Origin of the sequence: Paraburkholderia sp. GAS41, from assembly GCF_050436545.1 — a bacterium.
Taxonomy (GTDB): Bacteria; Pseudomonadota; Gammaproteobacteria; order Burkholderiales; family Burkholderiaceae; genus Paraburkholderia.
Window position 1 is genome coordinate 1 of record NZ_JBNDMK010000023.1, and the last position, 21,113, is coordinate 21,113.

A 21,113-nucleotide genomic window follows, 5' to 3' on the forward strand; every position below is an offset into this window, starting at 1 on the left:
TTCTTTCGGGCTGTGAGCCCCGGTAAGCAAACGGGCTACCGCTTCCAGTGAACGGAAAGGATCAGTTTCCGGACACTGCAGTCAATATACAAGTAGGCAAAGAAAGCGGGCTCAAACCGCCAGCTTTTAGCAAGTCATCTCTCTTTTTAACCGGAAACGGCCCAATACGAGACGCTCTCTCGCATAACACCCGTTATTGACAAAGCCGTCATTCGCTCCAGCGTCGCGCTGCGCGCCCCGCCGTCGGGCACAACCCCTTCTGCATGCGTCACTTCAGACGCCAGCGTCGTTCACTTATATTGTCCGCCCGCGCGAAAGGCCAAAACCATAATGAAACCATCAATCCCAAAAATCAATAAAACCAAAATCAGAATAGTCACGATAAAATCAAAATCAAAACCAAACCCAAAATAATGGATAAATCCAAAAAAATCAAAAAACCACCACAACATTGATCAGAAAAACGAACAAACCAAATAGTGAACAACAAAAAATCCCACATTTCACCAAATATCGCCATAAACAAACGACAAAAAAGCAAAACTTAACGGCATCCGCTATAGTCACTTTTTCTTACAGCCCAAACAGCGCACAGGCGAGTGAAACGGCGATGAAAATCGCCAATCTCACCGAACCGCGAACGGCACGTCAATCAGAAACACCAGCCCGCGCCGTACGGCAAAAGAAACCCGTTATCAGCCACAGAGCCAGCGGCCAGCACAGCCACCCCGACAAGCAGGAGAATCAATCAACATGAACGCCCGCGAACCCGCTTTTATCGCCGCTTCCCGCAGCAGCCGTCTGCGCCAGATGCTCACCAGCAACCAGCTCGAATTCATGATGGAGGCCCACAACGGCCTCTCCGCGCGTATCGTCCGCGAAGCCGGCTTCAAGGCCATCTGGGCCTCCGGTCTCGCCATCTCCGCCCAGTTCGGCGTGCGCGACAACAACGAAGCCAGCTGGACCCAGGTCGTCGATAACCTCGAATTCATGGCCGATGCCAGCGATCTCCCCATCCTCCTCGATGGCGATACCGGCTACGGTAACTTCAATAACGTCCGCCGCCTCGTCCGCAAGCTAGAACAACGCGGCATCGCCGGCGTCTGTATCGAAGACAAGCAGTTCCCGAAGACCAATAGCTTCATCAACGGCGAACGTCAGCCGCTCGCCGAAATGGATGAGTTCTGCGGCAAGATCAAAGCCGGTAAAGACTCGCAAACCGACGAACACTTCTCCATCGTCGCGCGCGTCGAAGCGCTCATCGCCGGCTGGGGCATGGACGAGGCCCTGCGTCGCGCCGAAGCCTATCGGCAAGCCGGCGCCGACGCGATCCTGATCCACAGCAAACTGTCGCGTCCCGACGAGATCCTCGAATTCGCCCGCGAATGGGCCGGCCGCGGTCCGCTCGTCATCGTGCCGACCAAGTACTACAGCACCCCCACGGAAGTGTTCCGCGAAGCCGGTATCAGCACCGTCATCTGGGCGAATCATCTGATCCGTGCGTCGACCTCGGCCATGCAGGCCGTCGCCAAGGAAATCCACGCCAGCGAAACGCTCGTCGAAGTCGAAGACCGTATCGCGTCCGTCAACGAAATCTTCCGCCTGCAGGACGCCGACGAATACTCGGAAGCGGAAAACCGTTACCTGTCCGCTTCGCGCGCTTCGGCGTCCGCCGTCGTGCTCGCCGCTAGCCGTGGCGCCGGTCTCGAAGCGGTGACGGCGGATCGTCCCAAGGTCATGCTGCCGATCGCCGGCAAGCCGCTCTTGCGCTGGCTCGTCGATGCGTTCAAGAAGCAGGGCGTCAACGACATCACCGTGGTCGGCGGCTATCGCGCCGACGCCATCGACACCGCCGGCATCAAGCTGGTCGTCAACGAACGGCATGCGCAAACCGGCGAGCTGGCGTCGCTCGCCTGCGCCGTCGACGCGCTCAAGTCGGACACGGTCATCTCCTACGGCGACCTGTTGTTCCGCAGCTATATCGTGCGCGATCTGGTGGAAAGCGAAGCGGCATTCAGCGTCGTGGTCGATTCGTCGCTGACCGAACCGGTCAACAAGAGCGTGCGCGATTTCGCATGGTGCTCGGCACCGGACGATCGCGGCCTGTTCGGCAACAAGATTCTGCTGCAACGCGTATCCAGCGAGCTGCAAACCGCAGGCTCGAACGAAGCCCGGCTGCCGGATGGCCGCTGGGTCGGTCTGTTGAATGTGCGTGGCGAGGGTCGTGACCGTCTGCAAGCGGTGCTCACGACGCTGCGCGCGCGTCCGGATTTCGACACGCTCGATATGCCCGCGCTGCTCAATGCGCTGATCGAAGCCGGCGAAGCGATCGAAGTGCAGTACGTACACGGCCACTGGCGCGGCGTCAACGATCTGGAAGACTTCCGTCGTGCCGGCGATTTCGCGCACGCGCAAGCGCCGCTCGCTTCGGGCGCAGCCGGCGGAGAGGCGCAATGATCGAGGCTGCACAGTTTGTCGAAGCGGCGCGCGAGCGCGGCTTCGACTGGTATGCCGGTGTGCCCTGTTCGTATCTGACGCCGTTTATCAACTACGTGCTGCAGGATCCGTCGCTGCACTATGTTTCCGCAGCCAACGAGGGCGACGCGGTCGCGCTGATCGCCGGCGTCACGCTCGGCGCGCAGAACGGCCGGCGCGGCGTCACGATGATGCAGAACTCCGGTCTCGGCAATGCGGTAAGTCCGCTGACGTCGCTGACATGGACGTTCCGTCTGCCGCAACTGCTGATCGTCACGTGGCGCGGCCAGCCCGGCGTCGCCGACGAGCCGCAGCATGCGTTGATGGGACCCATCACGCCCGCCATGCTCGACACCATGGAAATTCCGTGGGAGACCTTCCCGACCGAGGCCAACGCCATCGGCCCGGCGCTCGACCGCGCGATTGCGCACATGGACGAAACCGGCCGCCCGTATGCGCTCGTGATGCAGAAGGGCAGCGTGGCGCCGTACGAGTTGAAGCCAGGCGAGGGCGCCGCGCGTCGCACGCCTTGTGCGCCCGCAGCGCAGTGGCACGACATGGCAGCGGATGCGCTGCCGACCCGTCAGGCGGCATTGCAGCGCGTGATCGCGCATACGCCGCCGGCGTCGACGGTGGTGCTCGCATCGACCGGCTTTTGCGGTCGCGAACTGTACGCGCTCGACGACCGTCCGAACCAGTTGTACATGGTCGGTTCGATGGGCTGTCTGACGCCATTCGCACTCGGTCTCGCGCTGACGCGTCCTGACCTGCACGTGGTCGCGATCGACGGCGACGGCGCCGCGCTGATGCGCATGGGCGTGTTTGCGACGCTCGGCGCCTACGGGCCGGCCAATCTGACGCACGTGCTGCTCGACAACGGCGCGCACGATTCGACCGGTGGCCAGGCAACGGTGTCCGCGCAGGTGTCGTTTGCCGGCGTGGCGGCGGCTTGCGGGTATGCGTCGGCTGTCGAAGGCGACGACCTCGCCCTCCTCGACGAAGTCTTCACGTCGCCGAAGCTCGACGGTCCGCGTTTCGTGCGCCTCGCGATCCGTCGCGGCACCCCCGACGGTTTGCCGCGTCCCACCATTACCCCACCGGATGTGAAGACGCGCCTGATGCGCCACATCGGCACCCCGCAAGGAGCCCAATGATGCTGCTGCTCAATCCCGGTCCGGTAACGTTGACGGAGCGCGTGCGGCAGAGTCTGCTGCAGCCCGACCTGTGCCATCGCGAAAGCGAGTTCTTCGATCTGCAGGAAGAAGCGCGCACGCGTCTGCTGGATATCTACAAGCTCGATCCCGCCGAGTGGCAAGCCGTGCTCATGACGGGTTCGGGCACGGCCGCGGTGGAAAGCATGATTGCCGCGCTGGTGCCGGAGAACGGCAAGCTGCTGGTGATCGAAAACGGTGTGTACGGCGAGCGCATCACGCAGATCGCCAGCCAGTACCGCATCGCGCACGAAGCGCTGAAGCACGACTGGATGCAGGCGCCCGACCTCGAGCGGATTGCCGCGCGGCTCGATGCCGGCGCAGGCTTTACGCATGTGGCGGTGATTCATCATGAGACCACCACCGGCCGCCTGAACGATCTGCAGGCGCTGGCGGGCGTGTGCCGCGAGCGCGGCGTGCGTCTGCTGGTGGACGGCGTCAGCAGCTTTGCCGCCGAGGCGATCGACTTCGCCGACAGCAGCATTGCCGCTGTGGCGGCCACGGCCAACAAATGTCTGCACGGCGTGCCGGGCGCATCGTTCGTGGTGGTGCGGCGCGAGGCGCTGAAGCAGGCGGCGAGCCGGACGTACTATCTGGATCTCGGCCGGCTGGCAAAGCTGCAGGATCAGCGCAACACGCCGTTCACGCCGTCGGTTCACGTTTACTACGCGCTCGTCGAGGCGTTACGCGAACTGGCTGACGAAGGCGGCTGGAGCGCGCGTCACGCGCGCTATGCGGCGCTTGCCGAACAGGCGCGCGCGGGTCTTGCCGCGCGCGGTATCGAGAGCGCGTTGCCGCCGCAGCAGTCGTCGGTGGTGCTGCGGGCCTACCGCTTACCCGCTGGGGTCAGCTACGTGCAACTGCACGATGCGCTGAAGGCGCGTGGCTTCGTGATTTACGCGGGGCAGGGCGGTCTGTCGGCGGAGTTGTTCCGTATCTCGACGATGGGCAACCTCCATCCCGCGGATATCGACCGCCTGTTGCAAGGCTTTACCGAGCTGACGCGCTAAAGGCGCCGCGCCGTCGTCAACCGTCCTGGGCCGGAATCGATCGGATCAAACCGGATCTTTATCCGGCGGCCCGTCGGGCCGCTGCGGCTCGTCGTTGTGGTGGCCCGGCGAGGGCGGCGCCAGCGGGTCGCCCTCCGGGTCGCGCGTCGGGTCCGCCAGCGGGTCGGGAATCGGACTGGTATGCATGCGGTACATCATGGCCTCACCTCGCGGGATGGGAGCGGCGGACGCTCGCTCGGGACACGCTCAACTGCCAGTAGCGTTCGGCGTTAAACACATCCTCGTAGCCTTGCGGCCCGAACGCACGTAACTGGCTTTCGTATGCAGCAACCGCTTCGCGCTTGAGCGACGTCTGGCGCTCCGCGTCGATCGTGTGATCGGCCGACGGATGGGCCGGTGTCGCCACGATGCCGCGTTGCGCCAACTCGTCGAGGCGCGCCTCGACGACGCCCGGCTGACGTCGGTGGATCGCATCTTCGTAGGCAAACCACGTCAGGTGCGACAGCCGCGGCAGAATTTCGCAGCAGGCGTCGTGGACCAGCGCGTGATCGGCATGATGCAGACCGAGCGGCATCACCAGCGTATTCGCGGTCGAGCGGTAAATGATTTCTTCGAGTGCAGCCGCCAGCCGGCTGATCGACGGCGAGTCGAGATACTGGCCGTCGCGAAACGGCATCCTGACCGGGACCGCGTCGAGCAGTTCGAGCGCCCGATTGTCTTCCAGCGTACGCGCATTGACCGATTCCTGCGCGCTCGAAAAGCCGGCCAAGGTGTCCCATTCAGTCTGCATATTCTGCTCGGGCGCTGCTGCGAAGACCGTGCAGACGACGGCGTCGGGATGGGTGGCGAGCAACGCGCCGCAGCTGAACACGGCGTCGTCGAAATGGGGCGAGACGATAAAAAGACGCGGGCTGGTTTCGCTCATGGGCATCGAAATGGGTTCTCGGAGGCGCCTGGCTGCATCCGGGATGACGACGGAACGGCGTCACCTCAGCTTAGACCGTATTGCAGTGTCTTGCGCGGAACCTGCTGGGCTCCGCAAGGCACATGCCTGAGCGCACGCGCCTCTCCGCTATAGGCCTTGCAAATCTTCGCGCGTATCGACATCGCGCAGAATGCCCGGATCGGCGACATCGAGCCGCGCGATCTGATGCGATGCCAGCAGGCCGCGGGCGCCGGTGTCGCCGTCGAGGCCCATCAGGGCGTCACGATGCTCTGGGCCGAAGCCGACCGGGTGTCCCCGTTGCCCCTGATAGAACGGTACGACGATGGAGGCACCGCCGTCGAGTGTGCGCGCCACCGCTTCTACGGTGGTCACGGCAATGCGCGGCATGTCGGCCAGTGCGACGATCCAGCCTTCCGAGTCGGCGCTCGCTTCGATGCCTGCGGCGAGACTTGCGCCCATGCCGCGTTCGGCGTCGCTCGAGAACACCACGTCGCAACCCGCGTCGTTCAACATGCGGGCCAGCGCCTCCGAGCCTGGCCGCACCACTGCCAGCACGCGCGTGACGACCAGCAGGAGCCGATGCGCGGCCTCGTGGGCGACCTCGGTGCCGTCCGGCATGCGGGCCAGCAGTTTGTTGTGCAGACCGTCCGGATCGAAGCGCGACCCGTAGCCGGCGGCGAGCAGCACGCCGGTGGCGAGTGAGGCATAGGCCATGGGGCGGCACCTGGAAGGGGAATGACGCCAATTGTGCGGTGCAACCGGCGAGCAGGCAAGCGGCAATGTGGGCGCATGAACGTGCGGGTGGAGGGCGTCATGCTGGGCGGTTGATTCATACTTGCCGCTCGTTTGCCGCCCGATTGCTTCTGATTCGCCGCCCAATGCCGCCAGTCCCTCCCGCAACGCCTCCCCGCTCAGACGCGAACCGTCGGCATCAACACCTTGTCGAGCGTGATGGGCAAATCGCGCACCCGCACGCCGGTCGCGTGATAGACCGCATTCGCCAGCGCGGCCACCACGCCGGTCAGGCCAATCTCGCCAATCCCCCGCACGCAGAGCGTGTTGATGTGCGGATCCGGCTCGTTGATAAAACTGATGTCGAGCGTGCCGATGTCCGCGTTCACCGGTACGTGATACTCGGCGAGATTCATATTGACGAAGCGGCCGTAGCGTTCGTCCAGCAAGGTGTCTTCTTCGAACGCGGCGCCGATGCCCCACACCATGCCGCCCATCATCTGGCTACGCGCGGTTTTCTCATTGAGGACGCGGCCCACGTCATACACGCCCACGATGCGCGGCACCCGGATCGTGCCGAGGTCGGCATCCACGTGGACCTCGGCGAACACCGCACCGAACGAGTGCAGCGAATACTCGCTGCGTTCCTGGCCAGGTTTCACGCTCACCACGGCCTCGATGGGCTTGCCGCCTGCGCGCGCCAGAATCGCAGCCGCCGGGTCGCGCAGGGACGGATTCGCGCGGCTCACCACCCAGCCGTCCGCCACGCTCACATCGGATGATTCCATGCCGTGCACCGGCGACGCGCTATCGGCTACCGCAAGCGAGATCAACTGGTTGCGCACCTGGAGGCAGGCGTCGTGCACCGCCGGCGACACGCTCGCGGCCGATTGCGAGCCTCCCGAGCCGGGCGCCTGCGGCAAGGTCGAATCGCCTAACGCGAAGTGGATTTTTTCGGGCGGAAAGCCGAGCGCGTCGGCGGACACCTGGGTCATCACGGTATAGGTGCCGGTGCCGAGATCCTGAGTGCCCGATGCGACCATCGCGGTTCCATCGGGCAGAATGCGCGCGATCGCCGCTGCCGGACTGCGGTTGGCCGGATAGGTGGCGGTGGCCATGCCAAGGCCAATCAACGTGTTGCCGGCGCGCATCGATCGCGGCGTCGACGTGCGCCGCGACCAGTCGAATTGTTTCGCGCCAATCTCATAGCATTGACGCAGCGCCTTGCTGGAAAACGGTTTGTTCTCCTGTGGATCGACTTCCGCGTAGTTCTTTAGCCGCAGCGCTACCGGATCCATCTTGAGTTTCCACGCGAGTTCGTCCATCGCGGATTCGAGCGCGAACGAACCGGTGGTTTCGCCCGGCGCGCGCATGAAGGTGGGGGTGCCCAGGTTCAATTGCACGATGCGATGCGTCGTCAGCTGATTCGGCACGGTGTAAAGCATGCGCGTCACCATGCAGCAGGTCTCGGTCCAGTCCTCGATCATGGATGTGTTCGAGAAGCTGGCGTGCCGCATGGCGGTGAGCGTCCCGTCGTGGCGCGCGGCGAGGACGAAGTGCTGCTCGGTGCGCGGGCGTGCGCCCACCGAGCCGAACATCTGCGGGCGCGTCAAGGCGAGCCGCACCGGACGTCCGGTCTGCTTCGACGCCATCGCGCACAGCACCACATGCGACCAGGACGAGCCCTTGCCGCCGAAACCGCCGCCGATAAACGGCGAAATTACGCGCACGTTCTCAGGCGGTACGCCGAGGGTTTTCGCCACTGCGGTGCGGGTTCCGCTCACGCCCTGGGTGGAGTCGTAGAGCGTCAGTTGCGGGCCGTCCCAATGCGCCATGGTGGCGTGCGGCTCCATGGGATTGTGATGTTCGACCGGCGTCGTGTAGACGGCGTCGACGCGCACGCTGCCGCTCGCGAGTCCCGCGTCGAAGTCGCCGCGCTGGGTGTCGGTCTGGCGGCCCTGCGGACTGATCGGCGCGTGCGCATTCGCCTTGGCACTGCTGAAGTTGTGCGTACCGGGTGTGCCTTGATAGGCGATACGCAGTTGCTGCGCGGCGTCCGTGGCGCGTTCGAACGTGTCGGCCACCACCACGGCGACCGGCTCGTTGCTGTAGTGAATCTGATTGTCCTGCAGCAGCGAAAGATGACGGCCGGCCGGCGGCGCAAGCGGTGGATGTCCGCCGTTGGGCAAGCGCGGCGCGTTCTGATACGTCATCACCAGCAGCACGCCGGGCAGCGCTTGCGCGCGGCTCGCGTCGATGGACGCAATGCTGCCGCTCGAAATTGTGCTCGTCACCAGCACCGCGTGCGCGAGACGCCCCTCGGGAAATTCCGCGGCATAACGGGCTTCGCCGGTGACTTTCAGCAGGCCGTCGGTGCGATCGATTGGTTGACCGACCAGTGGGGCATTCATATTCATGCAACACCTCCAGTGCGGCCGGCGGCCTGATTGACGGCGCGCACGATCGAACGTTGCGCGAGCAGCACCTTGAAGCGGTTGCCGCTGAGCGGCTGGGCCTCGCCCATGGCCGCCGCGGCGGCCGCGCGCAGGGTTGCATCAGTGAGCGGCTTGCCGGTCAGCATCTGCTCCGCGATGCTGGCGCGCCATGGTTTGTGTGCGACGCCACCTAGTGCGATATGCGCCGTCTTCACCGTGTTGCCGTCCATTTGCAGGGCGGCGGCGACCGAGACGAGGGCAAACGCGTAGCTCGCGCGGTCACGCACTTTCAGGTAGTGGGAATGCTCGCTGAAAAGCGGCGGCGGCAGATCGACCGCGGTGATCAGTTCGCCCGGTTGCAACGTCGTATCCACCTCCGGACGGTCAGCGGGCAGGCGGTGAAACTCGGCGATGGGAATCGTACGCTCACCGCGCAAACTGCTCACTCGGACCACGGCATCCAGCGCCGCGAGCGCCACGCTCATATCCGATGGGTTGACGGCGACACATTGAGAACTGGCGCCGAGAATCGCGTGAGTGCGGTTTTGCCCTTCTATCGAGGCGCAGCCGCTGCCCGGCTGGCGCTTGTTGCAATGGGTGAAGGCTGTGTCGTAGAAGTAGCCGCAGCGGGTGCGTTGCATCAGATTGCCGCCCACGGTTGCCATATTGCGCAACTGGGGCGACGCGCCCGACAAGAAGGCCTGCGAGAGCAGCGGATACTGTTCGCGCACCAGCGCGTGATTGGCCGCATCGCTGTTGCGCACCAGCGCGCCAATCCGCAGGCCGCCGTCAGGAAGCGTGCCGATCGTGTCGAGCCCACGCAGACGGGTGATGTCGACTACGTGCATTGGTCGCTCCACGCCGCCTTTCATCAGGTCGAGCAGATTGGTGCCGCCGCCAATGAACATCGTGCCGGGCTGCTGGGCCGCACGCAGCGCGCTGCTGACGTCCACCGCGCGTTCGTAGGAGATCGCGTCCATGTCGGTCCTTAGGCGTTGCCGGCATTGCCGCCGTGCGCGGCGCGCACCGCGGCAACGATGTTCGCGTACGCACCGCAGCGGCAGATGTTGCCGCTCATGCGTTCGCGGATTTCGTCGTCGGAGAGTTGGGAGGGCCGCGTACGGACGTCGGCGGTGACGGTGCTGGCGGTGCCGCTATTGAACTCGTTGAGCAGCGCTGTCGCGGAACAGAGCTGCCCGGGCGTACAGTAGCCGCACTGAAACGCGTCGTGTTCGATGAAAGCGCGCTGAACCGGACTCAGGACGCCGTTGCTCGCCAGACCTTCGACGGTCGTGATGCTTTCACCGTCGTGCATCACCGCCAGCGTGAGGCACGAGTTGATACGCCGGCCTTCGACCATCACCGTGCAGGCGCCGCATTGGCCGCGGTCGCAGCCTTTCTTGGTTCCCATCAGGCCGGCGTACTCACGCAGCGCGTCGAGCAGCGTCACGCGCGGCTCCAGTTGCAACGTGTAGGCGCGGCCATTGACATTCAGCGCGACCGGTCGCGGCGGTTCGGGCGCGCGCACTTCGGCAGAGGCGGGCGGCGAGGTTGGCGATGGATCGGCTGGTTGGGTTTGCGCGTGCAGATGCGGCGCCACGCCCACGGTCGCGGCCGCGGCGGCGGATTGCAGGAAGCGCCGGCGCGAGGGTTGTTCGGGGATGGCGGTGGGTTCTTCGTCTGAACCCGGAGGGACACGGTTCCTGGACATAACGTTCTGTTTGCTCCGTGAAAGGTCGATGCAAACTTGCGACAGTTCGGCAGTCCGATCCATACGCGTAGCATCCGTACCATGAATCAGACAGCAATTTTGATGCCGCGACGGCGCGCGGCGCAGCACGTGGCGCTTAACTATATGCAATGTAAAACATGAGCATGCGCCGGTTTCCGGGCCAAACGCGAAACACAGTGTTGTGCAATACAGCGGAGCGCCGCCAGAAGCCTACAACCACGCACTAGACTTTGGCGCCCAGATCCCGCAGGGGCTGACCTGCCATCAGGTTTCGCTCGATGTGCTCCAGCGAGACGCCGCGCGTCTCAGGTACAAAGAGGTATACCACGCCCGCAAATACGATATTCAGTAATGCGTATAGAATGAAGGTATGGGACTCGCCGATGGTCGACAGCAGACTCAGGAAGGTCGCCGCCACGATCATATTGGCCGCCCAGTTGATGAATGTCGAAATCGCGATTCCGAACTCGCGGCCCTGCATAGGCTGGATCTCCGAACAAAGGATCCACACGAGCGGTCCGGCGGACATCGCGAAACCTGCAATGAACACGAGCAGCATGGCAACGGCGAGCATCTGCGAAGCGCCGCCTGCGATCCCCACGTGGAGCAACCAGCCAAGCGTTCCCATGCCCAATGCCATCGTGGCGCAGCCCGTATACAAAATGGGTTTGCGGCCCCAGCGGTCCACGAGGGCAATGGCGCCGAAGGTTGCGATGACATTGACGAGGCCCACGATGACGGTGCACCAGAGTTGTTGTTCGTGCGTAGCGAAACCGGCCAGGCCGAAGATGCGGGGCGCGTAATACATCACCACATTGATGCCGGTGAGTTGCTGCAAGATCTGGAGTGCCGCGCCAAGCGCGATCGAACGACGAAAATTAGCACTGCTGCGAAACAGCTTCCAGCCTTGCGCCGGTTGCGCAAGCTGCGATTTGATCTCCCGAACTTCGGTGTCGACTTCTTCTGCGGAGCCGAGCAGACGTTGCAATACGGTGCGCGCCTCTTTCTCGCCCTTTCGTTGTAGCAGCCAGCGTGGGCTGTCCGGCAATGCCAGCACACCCAGCAGGAACAGGACGGCGGGGATTGCAATCACCCCGAGCATCCAGCGCCAGCTTCCGATGTAACTCAGTCCGATATTGGAAAGGAACGCGCCGAGGATACCTACGGTGATCATCAACTGGTAGGTGGAGATCATCGCGCCGCGAACCTGCCGCGGTGCCACTTCCGAAAGATAGAGCGGCGCCGTAAACGAGGCCACGCCCACCGCGAGCCCAAGGAGCAGGCGCGCGCCGATGATGCTTTCCGGGCTTCCGGAAAGCGCGGACCAGACGGAGCCTGCGACGAACATCACCGCAGCCAGCCCCAATGAATAACGACGACCCATCCGCCACGACAGCCAGCCCGCTCCCACGGCGCCGAATGCGGCACCCACCATCATCGAACTGACAATCCATTCCTGGAGGGTGTCGCTCAGCGCGTACTCCTTGGCGATAAAGGGGAGCGCACCGGAGATGACGCCAATGTCCAGACCAAACAGCAGTCCGGCGAGCGCCGCCATCACGCAGATAAACAATCCGTATCGGGACGAAGATGGGGGATTCAGGGTGAGGGTGTTCATTGGGGTCTCCTGAGACGTGAGCGGTAATGTGGACTCTGCTGAATCGCATTGAACGCATCATGCCGGGCAAGAATGAGGAGAAGATGAGGCGGCTCGCCGCGTTATCGGCAAGCTCCCATAAAAACCGCGATATCGTGGAGCGACAGAACCGTTATCTCTTCGCTAAGCAAGTCAGGCGCGCTCACGCGTTTGTCTGGCTGACGCAGGAAATTTAGCTCCACTACCTAACATTCACCGCCTGCGAACTATACTTTTTAGCGGGATTTCCCTCGCGGAAAAGCGGCGCAATAGTACCTTGTGTACTTCTCGCGGCATACCGTGCGGGCATTCGCCCAAGTCGATGTTGACTTTAGTATGAGGAGAACATCATGACCCGTAAATACATCGATTGCAGGGAGTTTCCGAGCGAGATGAATTGCTCGATTGCGCTCTCTGCAGATTCCGAAAGCGAATTGTTGGAAGCGGCCGTACAGCATGCGATCACGGTTCACAGCCATGCCGATTCTCCGGAACTGCGTTCGCAGTTGAAGACGCTGTTTCATGACGGCACGCCGCCGGTCGAAGCGCCGCGTCACGCATAACGCTTGCGTGGCCGATCAACCCGCGATCGCATCGTCGTATCCAACAGTTCAAGAATAAATTTGCTCTGAGCATTGCTGTACATCCCGCCGTAAACAAGAAACCCCTCGAACAAATTGGCTACACAGGCTCATCCATCTTGACGAGTTTTGTCGGCGCCGCTGAATGAAGGCAAGGCCTTCAAAATTCTCAATCTGCAGCACGTTTACCTCAAGTAACGTCGGCATGTCCGGAGGTGTCACATGGTCAATCTGTCCAGCAATGCAATTGAGGAGCTGAAAGTCGCGACGAGAGGGCAGGTGTTGCGACCTGACGATCCTGGTTTCGACGAAGCGCGTCAGATATGGAATGCGATGATCGATCGTCGCCCGGCGGTGATCGTACGCTGCGCCGGAGTGGCCGACGTCCGCCAGGCGGTGGCATTCGCGCGTGATAACGACCTGCTGCTGGCGGTGCGTGGCGGCGCGCATAACATTGCAGGCAGCGCGGTTTGTGACGACGGGCTGATGATCGACCTGTCGCCCATGAAATCCGTACGGATCGATCCGGTTGCGCGTCGGGCCTTCGTCGAGCCGGGCGCCACGCTCGCCGATTTTGACCATGAGGCCCAGGCTTTCGGTCTCGCGACCCCTCTCGGAATCAATTCGACTACCGGCGTGGCGGGTTTGACGCTCGGCGGCGGATTTGGCTGGCTCAGCCGCCAATACGGCATGACAGTGGATAACCTCGTCTCGGCTGATGTCGTCACCGCAGACGGAGAGCTGGTGCATGCGGCGGCCGATGCACACGAAGACCTGTTCTGGGCGATCCGCGGCGGCGGTGGAAATTTCGGCGTCGTCACGATGTTCGAATTCCAGTTGCATCCGGTCGGGCCGCAGGTGTTCGGCGGGCTCGTCGTATTGCCGCTGGAACAGGCCAAAGATGCGCTCAAAAAGTATCGTGCAGCAATCGATGCATTGCCGGACGCTCTCTCGGTATGGGCGGTGCTGCGCCTCGCGCCACCGCTGCCGTTCCTGCCGCAGGAGGTCCACGGCAAGCCGATCATCGCGTTTGCAAGCTGCTATAGCGGCGCGGTCGACGACGGCGCCGCTGCGGTCGAAGTGGTGCGCGGCTTCGGCACCCCTTACGGAGAACACCTCGGTCCCATGCCGTACGCGATGTGGCAACAGGCATTCGATCCGCTGCTGACACCCGGCGCGCGCAATTACTGGAAATCGCACAATCTCGTCGAGTTGCCGGACGGGCTGCTGGACGTGCTGATCGATGCGATTGGCAAGCTGCCGTCGACGCAATGCGAAATCTTCTTCGGTCAGATCGGAGGGCAGACAACCCGTATTCCGGTCGAAGCCACGGCCTATCCGAACCGCGACGCAAAATACGTCATGAATGTGCACGGACGCTGGAGCGACGCGAGCGAAGACGAGCAATGCATTGCATGGGCGCGCGGATTTTTCGAGGCGTCTGCGCCTTTTGCATTGGGCAGCGTGTACGTCAATTTCATGACGGAGGAGGAGGCCGGGCGTATCGGCGCGGCCTATGGCCCGAACTACGAGCGTCTCGTCGCAGTGAAGACGCGGTATGACCCGCGCAATCTGTTCCGTCACAACCAGAACATCAAGCCTTCTGCTTCGTAACGCGCGTCTGGTTTGCGCAAGCGTCGCAGCGTATTTCACGCTGCGACGCGTCGACGGCTGCCGTTATCAGGCTAAGCAGCGTTCAATGCGAGTGACGCGGCACGTCCGAGCCGCGGCAACCCACCAGGAAGTCGAAGTCGCAGCCCTGATCGGCTTGCAGCACGTGTTCGACATAAAGCTGGCGGTAACCGCTCGAGTCGGCCGGGTTCTTCTGCTGTCCTTCCGCCCAATCGGCGAGGCGCGCAGTCAGCTCCTCCGCGCTGATGTCCAGATGGAGACGGCCGCTGTGGCAATCCAGCTCGATCCAGTCGCCTTCGCGCACCACCGCGAGCGGGCCGCCCGCGCGCGCTTCGGGTGACACGTGCAGCACGACGGTGCCGTATGCGGTGCCGCTCATACGCGCATCCGAGACCCGAACCATGTCGGTCACGCCTTGCGCCAGCAGCTTCGGCGGCAAGCCCATGTTGCCGACCTCGGCCATGCCCGGATATCCCTTCGGTCCGCAATTCTTCATCACGAGGACGGAGTCGGCCGTGACGTCGAGATCCGGATCGCCGATGCGCGCCTTGTAGTCGTCGAAGTTTTCGAACACCACGGCGCGGCCACGATGCTTGAGCAGGGCCGGTGTGGCGGCAGACGGCTTGAGGACCGCGCCGTTTGGCGCGAGATTGCCGCGCACGATGCACAGGCCGCCGTCGGCGACGAGCGGCTTGTCGAGCGGACGAATCACCTCTTCGTTATAGATCGGCGCTTCCTTGTTGTTGTCCCACAGCGACTGGCCGTTCGCGGTCAAGGCATCGGGATGCGGCAGCAGGCCCGCTTCACCGAGGCGCTTAACCACGCCTGGCAGGCCGCCTGCGTAATAGAACTCCTCCATCAGGAAGCGGCCTGACGGTTGCAGATCGACCAGCGTAGGTGTGCCGCGCCCTACACGCGTCCAGTCGTCCAGTTCCAGATCCACGCCAATGCGCCCGGCAATGGCCTTCAGATGGATCGCCGCATTGGTCGAGCCGCCGATCGCCGCGTTCACACGGATGGCGTTCTCGAACGCCTCACGCGTGAGCAGTTTCGACAGGCGCAGATCTTCCATCGCCATTTCGACGATACGCATGCCCGACATATGTGCGAGCACGTAGCGGCGTGCATCCACGGCAGGGATCGCGGCGTTGTGCGGCAGCGTGACGCCGAGCGCTTCGGCCATGCAGGCCATGGTCGATGCCGTGCCCATCGTATTGCAGGTGCCCGCCGAGCGTGACATGCCGGCTTCAGCGGACATGAATTCATGCAGCGAGATCTTGCCGGCCTTGACCTGCTCGCTCAATTGCCAGACCACGGTGCCCGAACCGATGTCGCGACCATGATGCTTGCCGTTGAGCATCGGACCGCCGCTCACCATGATGGCGGGCACGTCGCAACTTGCCGCACCCATCAGCAGCGCAGGTGTCGTCTTATCGCAGCCGGCGAGCAGGACAACTGCGTCGATCGGATTGCCGCGAATCGACTCCTCGACGTCCATACTGGCGAGATTGCGTGTGAACATGGCGGTGGGGCGCAGGTTCGACTCGCCGTTCGAGAAGACGGGGAACTCCACCGGGAAGCCACCCGCTTCGAAGACCCCGCGCTTGACGTGCTCTGCGATCTTGCGAAAATGCGCGTTACACGGCGTCAATTCCGACCACGTGTTGCAGATCCCGATAATTGGTTTGCCCTGAAATTCGTGATCCGGAATACCCTGATTCTTCATCCAGCTTCGATACATGAAGCCATTCTTGTCGGCCGTGCCGAACCACTGCGCCGAGCGCAGTGCTCGCTTTTTGTCTGGCATAGTGCCCTCCTGATCGCACATTATAGTAAGACTATTTACAGGTATTACTAGGGTATTTACGGATATTTGTGCCAAAACGGTGGCAATATAGTGTGACTATTCAAAAATGATGGTGAGCGGTTGCGTCCTCAAAGAGGAGCGTCGCCGGATGCAGCGTGAAAATCATTTGAGGCGAAGACATGCCAAAGCAAATTTCGGTAGGCCTGGTTGGCGTAGGTAAGATCGCACGCGACCAGCATTTCCCGGCTATCGCGGGTAATGACGGGTTCGAACTCGTCGCATGTGCGAGCCGCAACGCGCAGGTCGACGGTGTGCGCAACTACAAGACAATTCAGGAGATGCTCGCCGCAGAACCTGAATTGCAAGCAATCTCGCTCTGTGCCACTCCGCAAGTCCGCTTCGAACAGGCGAAGGCTGCACTCCTCGCGGGCAAACATGTGATGCTGGAAAAGCCGCCGGGCGCCAGCGTGGTCGAGGTGGCCATCCTCGAAGAGCTGGCCCGCGAACATGGCTGCACCCTGTTTGCCTCGTGGCATTCCCGCTACGCGCCGGCAGTGGAGCCCGCTCGCGCGTGGCTCGCGGCGCGCCAGATCAAGGCAGTGACGGTTCTGTGGAAAGAGGATGTCCGCAAGTGGCATCCGAACCAGGACTGGATTTGGCAGCCGGGCGGGCTGGGCGTTTTCGATCCGGGTATCAACGCGTTGTCGAGCATGACGCGCATCTTGCCGCGCGCATTTTTCCTGAAGTCCGCCGAGCTTTGGGTGCCGTCCAACCGGCAGACGCCGATTGCCGCAAACCTGGATTTTATCGACGACCGCGATACGCCGATCCGCGCAGAATTCGATTGGCGCCATGGTCCTGAAGAACTGTGGCAAATCGAAGTGACGACCACCGATGGCGTTCTGCGGCTCTCGCAGGGCGGCAAGGTGTTGCACATCGACGGCGCGTCCGTGGACATCGGCCCGGAACGGGAATACCCCGGCTTGTATGAGCGGTTTCACGAGTTGATTACCTCCGGCCAGAGCGATGTGGATCTCCGGCCGCTCGAGCACGTGGCCGACGCTTTGCTACTCGGCCATCGGCACGCGGCAGAGCCGTTCATCGAATAGGCGACGCCGCTTAAACCACACGCAATAAAACCCACACTGTAAACATTAGGAGACCTACGTGAATCAGAAGCTTCGCCGTTTGACCTTGTCCGCCATCGCGGCGGCTGTCCTCGCGGTACCGTTCGCGGCCCAGATGACGGCGCACGCAGATGAACCGCTGAAGGTCGGCTTTCTGGTGAAGATGCCGGAACAGGCATGGTTCATCAACGAACAGAAGGCCGCGACCGCGCTCGGTCAGAAGGATGGCTTCTCGGTGGTGAACATCGGCACGCCGGACGGCGAAAAGGTGCTGGCTGCAATCGATAACCTCGGCGCGCAGGGTGCCAAGGGCTTTGTGATCTGCGCACCGGACGTGCGCCTCGGACCGGCAATCGAAGCACGCGCCAAGCGTTACAACATGAAGTTCGTCACGGTCGACGATCAACTGGTCGACTCCACCGGCAAGCCGCTCGCCGATGTGCCTCACCTCGGGATGTCGGCTTCCAAGATCGGCAATCAGGTAGGTCAGGCCATCTCCGACGAAATGAAGCGTCGCGGCTGGAATCCGGACGAAGTGGGCGCGCTGCGCATCACCAGCAACGAACTGCCGACGGCCCGTCTGCGTACCGACGGCGCGACGCAATCGCTGCTGGCGAACGGCTTCAAGAAGGACAACATCTTCGACGCACCGCAGAAGACCACGGACGATGAAGGTGGCTTCAACGCCGTGTCGCCGGTGCTCGCGCAGCATCCGAACATCAAGAAGTGGGTGATCTTCGCGCTCAACGAGGAGTCGGTGCTGGGCGGCGTGCGCGCCACCGAGCAGCTGCATATTCCGGCGGCGGATGTGATCGGTGTCGGCATCAACGGTGCCGGCGAAGCGTTCGCTGAATTCCAGAAGAAGCAGCCGACAGGCTTCTACGGCACGATCGCCGTCAGCTCGACGAACCACGGCAAGGAAAGCACGGAGAACCTGGTCGACTGGATCAAGACGGGCAAGCAACCGGCGGCCGACACGCAAACCACCGGCAAGCTGATGGTGCGCAGCAACTGGGAAGACGTGCGCAAGGAACTCGGAATCTAAGGGTTCGCATGAGCGTTAGCGTGAGCATGCCTGCCTGATGGGCAACGCTCGCGGCGCGGGCAGTGGTACAGCGAAGGCTTTAGCGTACCGCCCCGCGCGTTGTGTCCACCAGCAAGAGGCATTCGATGACGGTTTCCCAACCCGACGCAGCGCAGCTGGGTTCCAGCGCCGCTGCGTCCGCTGCTGTGTCCGCCGACACGGAAGCGTATCTCCAGCTTGCCGGCATCACCGTGCAGTTTCCGGGTGTGCTGGCGCTCGATCAGGTCTCGCTCGACGTGCGGCGCGGCGAAGTGCATGGCCTGATGGGCGAAAACGGCGCCGGCAAATCCACGCTGCTGAAGGTGCTCTCCGGCGTGAATCAGCCGGCGGCGGGCACGCTCTCGCTGAACGGCGCGGCCCAGCAGTTCACCACCACCAAGGCCGCCATCGAGGCCGGCGTTGCGATCATCTATCAGGAACTGCATCTCGTCCCCGAACTCACGGTCGCGGAAAACCTGATGCTCGGCGCACTGCCCAACCGCTTCGGTGTGCTTGACGAAAAAGCCCTGCTGGCGCGCGCCATGCGCGAGCTCGAGCGGCTCGGCGAGAAAATCGATCCGGCGCAGCAGGTCAAATATCTGTCCATCGGGCAGCGCCAGATGATCGAGATCGGCAAGGCGTTGATGCGCGATGCGCGCGTCATCGCCTTCGACGAGCCGACTAGTTCACTGTCGTCACGCGAGACGACGCAGCTGTTCCGCATCATCCGCGCGCTCAAGGCTGAAGGGCGCGCGATTATCTATGTCACGCATCGCATGGAGGAAGTCTACGAATTGTGCGATCGGGTGACGGTGTTCCGCGACGGCCACCATATCGATACGTTCGAAGCCGGTGAAGGACTCGATCGCGATCGCCTGATCAGCTGCATGGTGGGCCGCTCGATTGCCGACGTGTACGGCTACCGGCCACGCCCCACGGGCGACGTGCAGCTCGAAGTGAAAGGATTGCTGGGACGCGGTCTTAAGGAGCCCGTATCGTTTTCTGCGCGCGCCGGTGAGATCGTGGGTTTCTTCGGCCTCGTGGGCGCAGGCCGCTCCGAATTGATGAAGCTGATCTACGGCGCGGTGAAGCCGAGCGCCGGCGAGATCGTGCTGAAGGGCAAGCGTGTGAACTTCACCACGCCGCGCGATGCCGTGCGAGCAGGTGTCGCGTTGTGCCCGGAAGATCGCAAGCACGAAGGCATTGTCTCGATCGCGTCGGTCTCGGACAACCTGAATATCAGCTGCCGCCGGCATTTCAGCCGCTTCAACGTGCTCAACAACCGCAAGGAAGCACAGACCGCGAAGGAGTTCATCGCGAAGCTGGCGATCAAGACGCGTAACGGCGAGACGCCCATCGGTACCCTCTCGGGCGGCAATCAGCAGAAGGTGATCCTGTCGCGCTGGCTGGCCGAAGAGATCGACGTCTTTCTCATGGACGAACCGACTCGCGGCATCGACGTGGGCGCGCGCAGCGAAATCTACGGCTTGCTGTATGCGCTTGCGGAAGCGGGCCGTACGGTCATCGTCGTATCGAGCGATCTCGCGGAAGTGATCGGTGTGGCCGACCGCGTGCTGGTGATGAAGGAAGGCCGCATTGTCGGCGATTTGCCGAAAGCGCAAGCGAGCCCAGACGCGCTGATCAAGCTCGCACTCCCGCGCTAAGGCCGGACTTACGGAATGGAAACAGACACAATGCAAACACAAGAGCAACCTGGCAACACGGCCGCCGCACTCGCAACCAGCGGCGCCACGCGTTCGCGCGCCATGCAGGCATGGGATTTCATCAACAAGTCAGGCATTGTGATGGTCTTCATCATATTGTTTGGCGCGTTGTCGCTGACGGTGCCGGACTTCATCAGCTCGCGCAATATTCAGGGGCTGTTGCTGTCGGTCACGCTGATCGGTTCCATCGCCGTCACGATGATGTTCGTGCTGGCGCTGGGTGAAGTGGACCTGTCGGTGGCGTCGATCGTCGCATTCTCCGGCGTCGTGGCTTCGACGTTGATTACCGTGACGCACAGCGTGACGCTCGGCATCGCCGGTGGCGTGCTGGCAGGCGGCGCGGTCGGTCTGGTGAACGGGGTACTGGTTGCGCGCTACAAGATCAACTCGCTGATCGTGACGCTTGCCATGATGGAAGTCGTGCGGGGTCTCGCGTACATCACGTCCAACGGCGACGCCGTGATGATTTCCGAAGAACGCTTCTTCGACCTCGGCGGCGGCTCGTTCCTCGGTATTTCGTATCCGATCTGGAGCAACATCGTCGGCTTCGTGCTGTTCGGATTCCTGCTTAAAAAGACCGTGTTCGGCAAGAACGTGCTGGCGGTTGGCGGCAATAGCGAAGCCGCGCTGCTCGCCGGTTTGCCTGTCACGCGCATCAAGATCGTGGTGTTCGTGCTGCAAGGTCTTGTCACCGGTTTCGCGGGCGTGATGCTGGCCTCGCGTATGAGCCTGGGCGATCCGAAGACCTCGGTCGGGCTCGAACTCGGCGTGATTTCGGCGTGCGTGCTCGGCGGCGTGTCGTTGACGGGCGGTGTGGCGACGATCTCCGGCGTGCTGGTCGGGGTGCTGATCATGGGTTCGGTGCAGGATGCCATGAGCCTCCTGAACGTGCCGACCTTCTACCAATACCTGATTCGCGGCGGCATCCTGTTGCTCGCGGTGTTGTTCGACCGGTACCGCCGCAGCAAGCGCGTGGGATGATTGCGTTTTTCGCCGCGCCGC

Annotated in this window: 19 protein-coding genes; 11 read left to right on the forward strand and 8 right to left on the reverse strand. The window is 62.7% G+C overall.

The features are described from left to right. Positions 1 to 451: 451 nt before the first annotated feature. The 4 genes from P3T43_RS26460 to P3T43_RS26475 are packed head-to-tail and all read left to right on the forward strand — an operon-like array spanning position 452 to position 4,696. The gene (locus P3T43_RS26460; protein WP_429283963.1) at positions 452 to 757 is read left to right on the forward strand and encodes a hypothetical protein; all 306 of its coding nucleotides are present in this window, start codon (positions 452 to 454) and stop codon (positions 755 to 757) included. Then, positions 754 to 2,457, forward strand: coding sequence for a phosphoenolpyruvate mutase (aepX, locus tag P3T43_RS26465; protein ID WP_429283964.1), 1,704 nt, complete (start codon positions 754 to 756; stop codon positions 2,455 to 2,457). Before P3T43_RS26460 ends, aepX begins: the two co-directional genes overlap by 4 nt. Further along, positions 2,454 to 3,629, forward strand: a complete 1,176-nt coding sequence (gene aepY / locus P3T43_RS26470; protein ID WP_429283965.1) for a phosphonopyruvate decarboxylase — start codon at positions 2,454 to 2,456, stop codon at positions 3,627 to 3,629. The genes aepX and aepY overlap by 4 nt, the downstream gene beginning before the upstream one ends. After that, on the forward strand, positions 3,629 to 4,696 hold the full coding sequence (locus P3T43_RS26475) for a 2-aminoethylphosphonate aminotransferase (protein ID WP_429284075.1): 1,068 nt from the start codon (positions 3,629 to 3,631) through the stop codon (positions 4,694 to 4,696). The genes aepY and P3T43_RS26475 overlap by 1 nt, the downstream gene beginning before the upstream one ends. Positions 4,697 to 4,741: 45 nt before the next feature. Here the strand turns inward: P3T43_RS26475 and P3T43_RS26480 are convergent, their stop codons facing one another. The 7 genes from P3T43_RS26480 to P3T43_RS26510 form a co-directional block, all read right to left on the reverse strand. Further along, complete coding sequence (locus tag P3T43_RS26480) at positions 4,742 to 4,882, reverse strand: hypothetical protein (RefSeq protein ID WP_429284083.1); 141 nt, start codon at positions 4,880 to 4,882, stop codon at positions 4,742 to 4,744. A 16-nt stretch (positions 4,883 to 4,898) separates the two neighbouring features. Continuing rightward, complete coding sequence (locus P3T43_RS26485; RefSeq protein ID WP_429283966.1) at positions 4,899 to 5,621, reverse strand: PIG-L deacetylase family protein; 723 nt, start codon at positions 5,619 to 5,621, stop codon at positions 4,899 to 4,901. A gap of 147 nt (positions 5,622 to 5,768) precedes the next feature. Then, the gene (locus P3T43_RS26490) at positions 5,769 to 6,356 is read right to left on the reverse strand and encodes a nucleotidyltransferase family protein (protein ID WP_429283967.1); all 588 of its coding nucleotides are present in this window, start codon (positions 6,354 to 6,356) and stop codon (positions 5,769 to 5,771) included. A 197-nt stretch (positions 6,357 to 6,553) separates the two neighbouring features. After that, positions 6,554 to 8,785 carry a xanthine dehydrogenase family protein molybdopterin-binding subunit gene (locus P3T43_RS26495; RefSeq protein ID WP_429284076.1) on the reverse strand — a complete coding sequence of 744 codons (2,232 nt, stop codon included), beginning with the start codon at positions 8,783 to 8,785 and terminating at the stop codon, positions 6,554 to 6,556. A gap of 2 nt (positions 8,786 to 8,787) precedes the next feature. Then, positions 8,788 to 9,789, reverse strand: coding sequence for an FAD binding domain-containing protein (locus P3T43_RS26500; protein ID WP_429283968.1), 1,002 nt, complete (start codon positions 9,787 to 9,789; stop codon positions 8,788 to 8,790). An 8-nt stretch (positions 9,790 to 9,797) separates the two neighbouring features. Next, positions 9,798 to 10,520 carry a 2Fe-2S iron-sulfur cluster-binding protein gene (locus P3T43_RS26505; RefSeq protein WP_429283969.1) on the reverse strand — a complete coding sequence of 241 codons (723 nt, stop codon included), beginning with the start codon at positions 10,518 to 10,520 and terminating at the stop codon, positions 9,798 to 9,800. 244 nt (positions 10,521 to 10,764) lie between these two features. Continuing rightward, positions 10,765 to 12,159: a sugar porter family MFS transporter gene (locus tag P3T43_RS26510; protein WP_429283970.1), complete on the reverse strand. Its 1,395-nt coding sequence runs from the start codon at positions 12,157 to 12,159 to the stop codon at positions 10,765 to 10,767. Between the two features lie 26 nt (positions 12,160 to 12,185). Between P3T43_RS26510 and P3T43_RS26515 the strand changes: the two genes are divergently transcribed. From P3T43_RS26515 to P3T43_RS26525, 3 genes are all read left to right on the forward strand, one after another. Next, positions 12,186 to 12,374 (forward strand): hypothetical protein, encoded by a 189-nt coding sequence (locus tag P3T43_RS26515; protein WP_429283971.1) that lies wholly within the window; start codon positions 12,186 to 12,188, stop codon positions 12,372 to 12,374. A gap of 153 nt (positions 12,375 to 12,527) precedes the next feature. Beyond that, a complete protein-coding gene (locus tag P3T43_RS26520) occupies positions 12,528 to 12,740 on the forward strand; it encodes a DUF1059 domain-containing protein (protein ID WP_429283972.1) in 213 nt (70 codons plus the stop codon). Between the two features lie 240 nt (positions 12,741 to 12,980). Then, the gene (locus P3T43_RS26525; protein WP_429283973.1) at positions 12,981 to 14,372 is read left to right on the forward strand and encodes an FAD-binding oxidoreductase; all 1,392 of its coding nucleotides are present in this window, start codon (positions 12,981 to 12,983) and stop codon (positions 14,370 to 14,372) included. Positions 14,373 to 14,454: 82 nt separating this feature from the next. On the opposite strand, the gene P3T43_RS26530 is transcribed toward P3T43_RS26525, so the two are convergent. Next, positions 14,455 to 16,197 carry an IlvD/Edd family dehydratase gene (locus tag P3T43_RS26530; RefSeq protein WP_429283974.1) on the reverse strand — a complete coding sequence of 581 codons (1,743 nt, stop codon included), beginning with the start codon at positions 16,195 to 16,197 and terminating at the stop codon, positions 14,455 to 14,457. A gap of 179 nt (positions 16,198 to 16,376) precedes the next feature. On the opposite strand from P3T43_RS26530, the gene P3T43_RS26535 reads away from it, so the two are divergent. The 4 genes from P3T43_RS26535 (at position 16,377) to araH (ending at position 21,092) form a co-directional block, all read left to right on the forward strand. After that, positions 16,377 to 17,306: a Gfo/Idh/MocA family protein gene (locus tag P3T43_RS26535; RefSeq protein ID WP_429283975.1), complete on the forward strand. Its 930-nt coding sequence runs from the start codon at positions 16,377 to 16,379 to the stop codon at positions 17,304 to 17,306. 58 nt (positions 17,307 to 17,364) lie between these two features. Beyond that, complete coding sequence (locus tag P3T43_RS26540; RefSeq protein ID WP_429283976.1) at positions 17,365 to 18,369, forward strand: arabinose ABC transporter substrate-binding protein; 1,005 nt, start codon at positions 17,365 to 17,367, stop codon at positions 18,367 to 18,369. Positions 18,370 to 18,494: 125 nt separating this feature from the next. Continuing rightward, positions 18,495 to 20,051, forward strand: coding sequence for an L-arabinose ABC transporter ATP-binding protein AraG (gene araG, locus P3T43_RS26545; RefSeq protein WP_429283977.1), 1,557 nt, complete (start codon positions 18,495 to 18,497; stop codon positions 20,049 to 20,051). Between the two features lie 102 nt (positions 20,052 to 20,153). Next, on the forward strand, positions 20,154 to 21,092 hold the full coding sequence (gene araH / locus P3T43_RS26550) for an L-arabinose ABC transporter permease AraH (RefSeq protein WP_429284077.1): 939 nt from the start codon (positions 20,154 to 20,156) through the stop codon (positions 21,090 to 21,092). Positions 21,093 to 21,113 lie beyond the last annotated feature (21 nt).

Excerpts from the sequence above, each read along its gene's own strand:
- aepX (WP_429283964.1), top strand. The coding sequence starts at position 754 with ATGAACGCCCGCGAACCCGCTTTTATCGCCGCTTCCCGCAGCAGCCGT.
- aepY (WP_429283965.1), top strand. The coding sequence starts at position 2,454 with ATGATCGAGGCTGCACAGTTTGTCGAAGCGGCGCGCGAGCGCGGCTTC.
- P3T43_RS26475 (WP_429284075.1), top strand. The coding sequence starts at position 3,629 with ATGCTGCTGCTCAATCCCGGTCCGGTAACGTTGACGGAGCGCGTGCGG.
- P3T43_RS26480 (WP_429284083.1), bottom strand. The coding sequence starts at position 4,882 with ATGCATACCAGTCCGATTCCCGACCCGCTGGCGGACCCGACGCGCGAC.
- P3T43_RS26485 (WP_429283966.1), bottom strand. The coding sequence starts at position 5,621 with ATGAGCGAAACCAGCCCGCGTCTTTTTATCGTCTCGCCCCATTTCGAC.
- P3T43_RS26490 (WP_429283967.1), bottom strand. The coding sequence starts at position 6,356 with ATGGCCTATGCCTCACTCGCCACCGGCGTGCTGCTCGCCGCCGGCTAC.
- P3T43_RS26495 (WP_429284076.1), bottom strand. The coding sequence starts at position 8,785 with ATGAATGCCCCACTGGTCGGTCAACCAATCGATCGCACCGACGGCCTG.
- P3T43_RS26500 (WP_429283968.1), bottom strand. The coding sequence starts at position 9,789 with ATGGACGCGATCTCCTACGAACGCGCGGTGGACGTCAGCAGCGCGCTG.
- P3T43_RS26505 (WP_429283969.1), bottom strand. The coding sequence starts at position 10,520 with ATGTCCAGGAACCGTGTCCCTCCGGGTTCAGACGAAGAACCCACCGCC.
- P3T43_RS26510 (WP_429283970.1), bottom strand. The coding sequence starts at position 12,159 with ATGAACACCCTCACCCTGAATCCCCCATCTTCGTCCCGATACGGATTG.
- P3T43_RS26515 (WP_429283971.1), top strand. The coding sequence starts at position 12,186 with ATGTGGACTCTGCTGAATCGCATTGAACGCATCATGCCGGGCAAGAAT.
- P3T43_RS26520 (WP_429283972.1), top strand. The coding sequence starts at position 12,528 with ATGACCCGTAAATACATCGATTGCAGGGAGTTTCCGAGCGAGATGAAT.
- P3T43_RS26525 (WP_429283973.1), top strand. The coding sequence starts at position 12,981 with ATGGTCAATCTGTCCAGCAATGCAATTGAGGAGCTGAAAGTCGCGACG.
- P3T43_RS26530 (WP_429283974.1), bottom strand. The coding sequence starts at position 16,197 with ATGCCAGACAAAAAGCGAGCACTGCGCTCGGCGCAGTGGTTCGGCACG.
- P3T43_RS26535 (WP_429283975.1), top strand. The coding sequence starts at position 16,377 with ATGCCAAAGCAAATTTCGGTAGGCCTGGTTGGCGTAGGTAAGATCGCA.
- araG (WP_429283977.1), top strand. The coding sequence starts at position 18,495 with ATGACGGTTTCCCAACCCGACGCAGCGCAGCTGGGTTCCAGCGCCGCT.
- araH (WP_429284077.1), top strand. The coding sequence starts at position 20,154 with ATGCAGGCATGGGATTTCATCAACAAGTCAGGCATTGTGATGGTCTTC.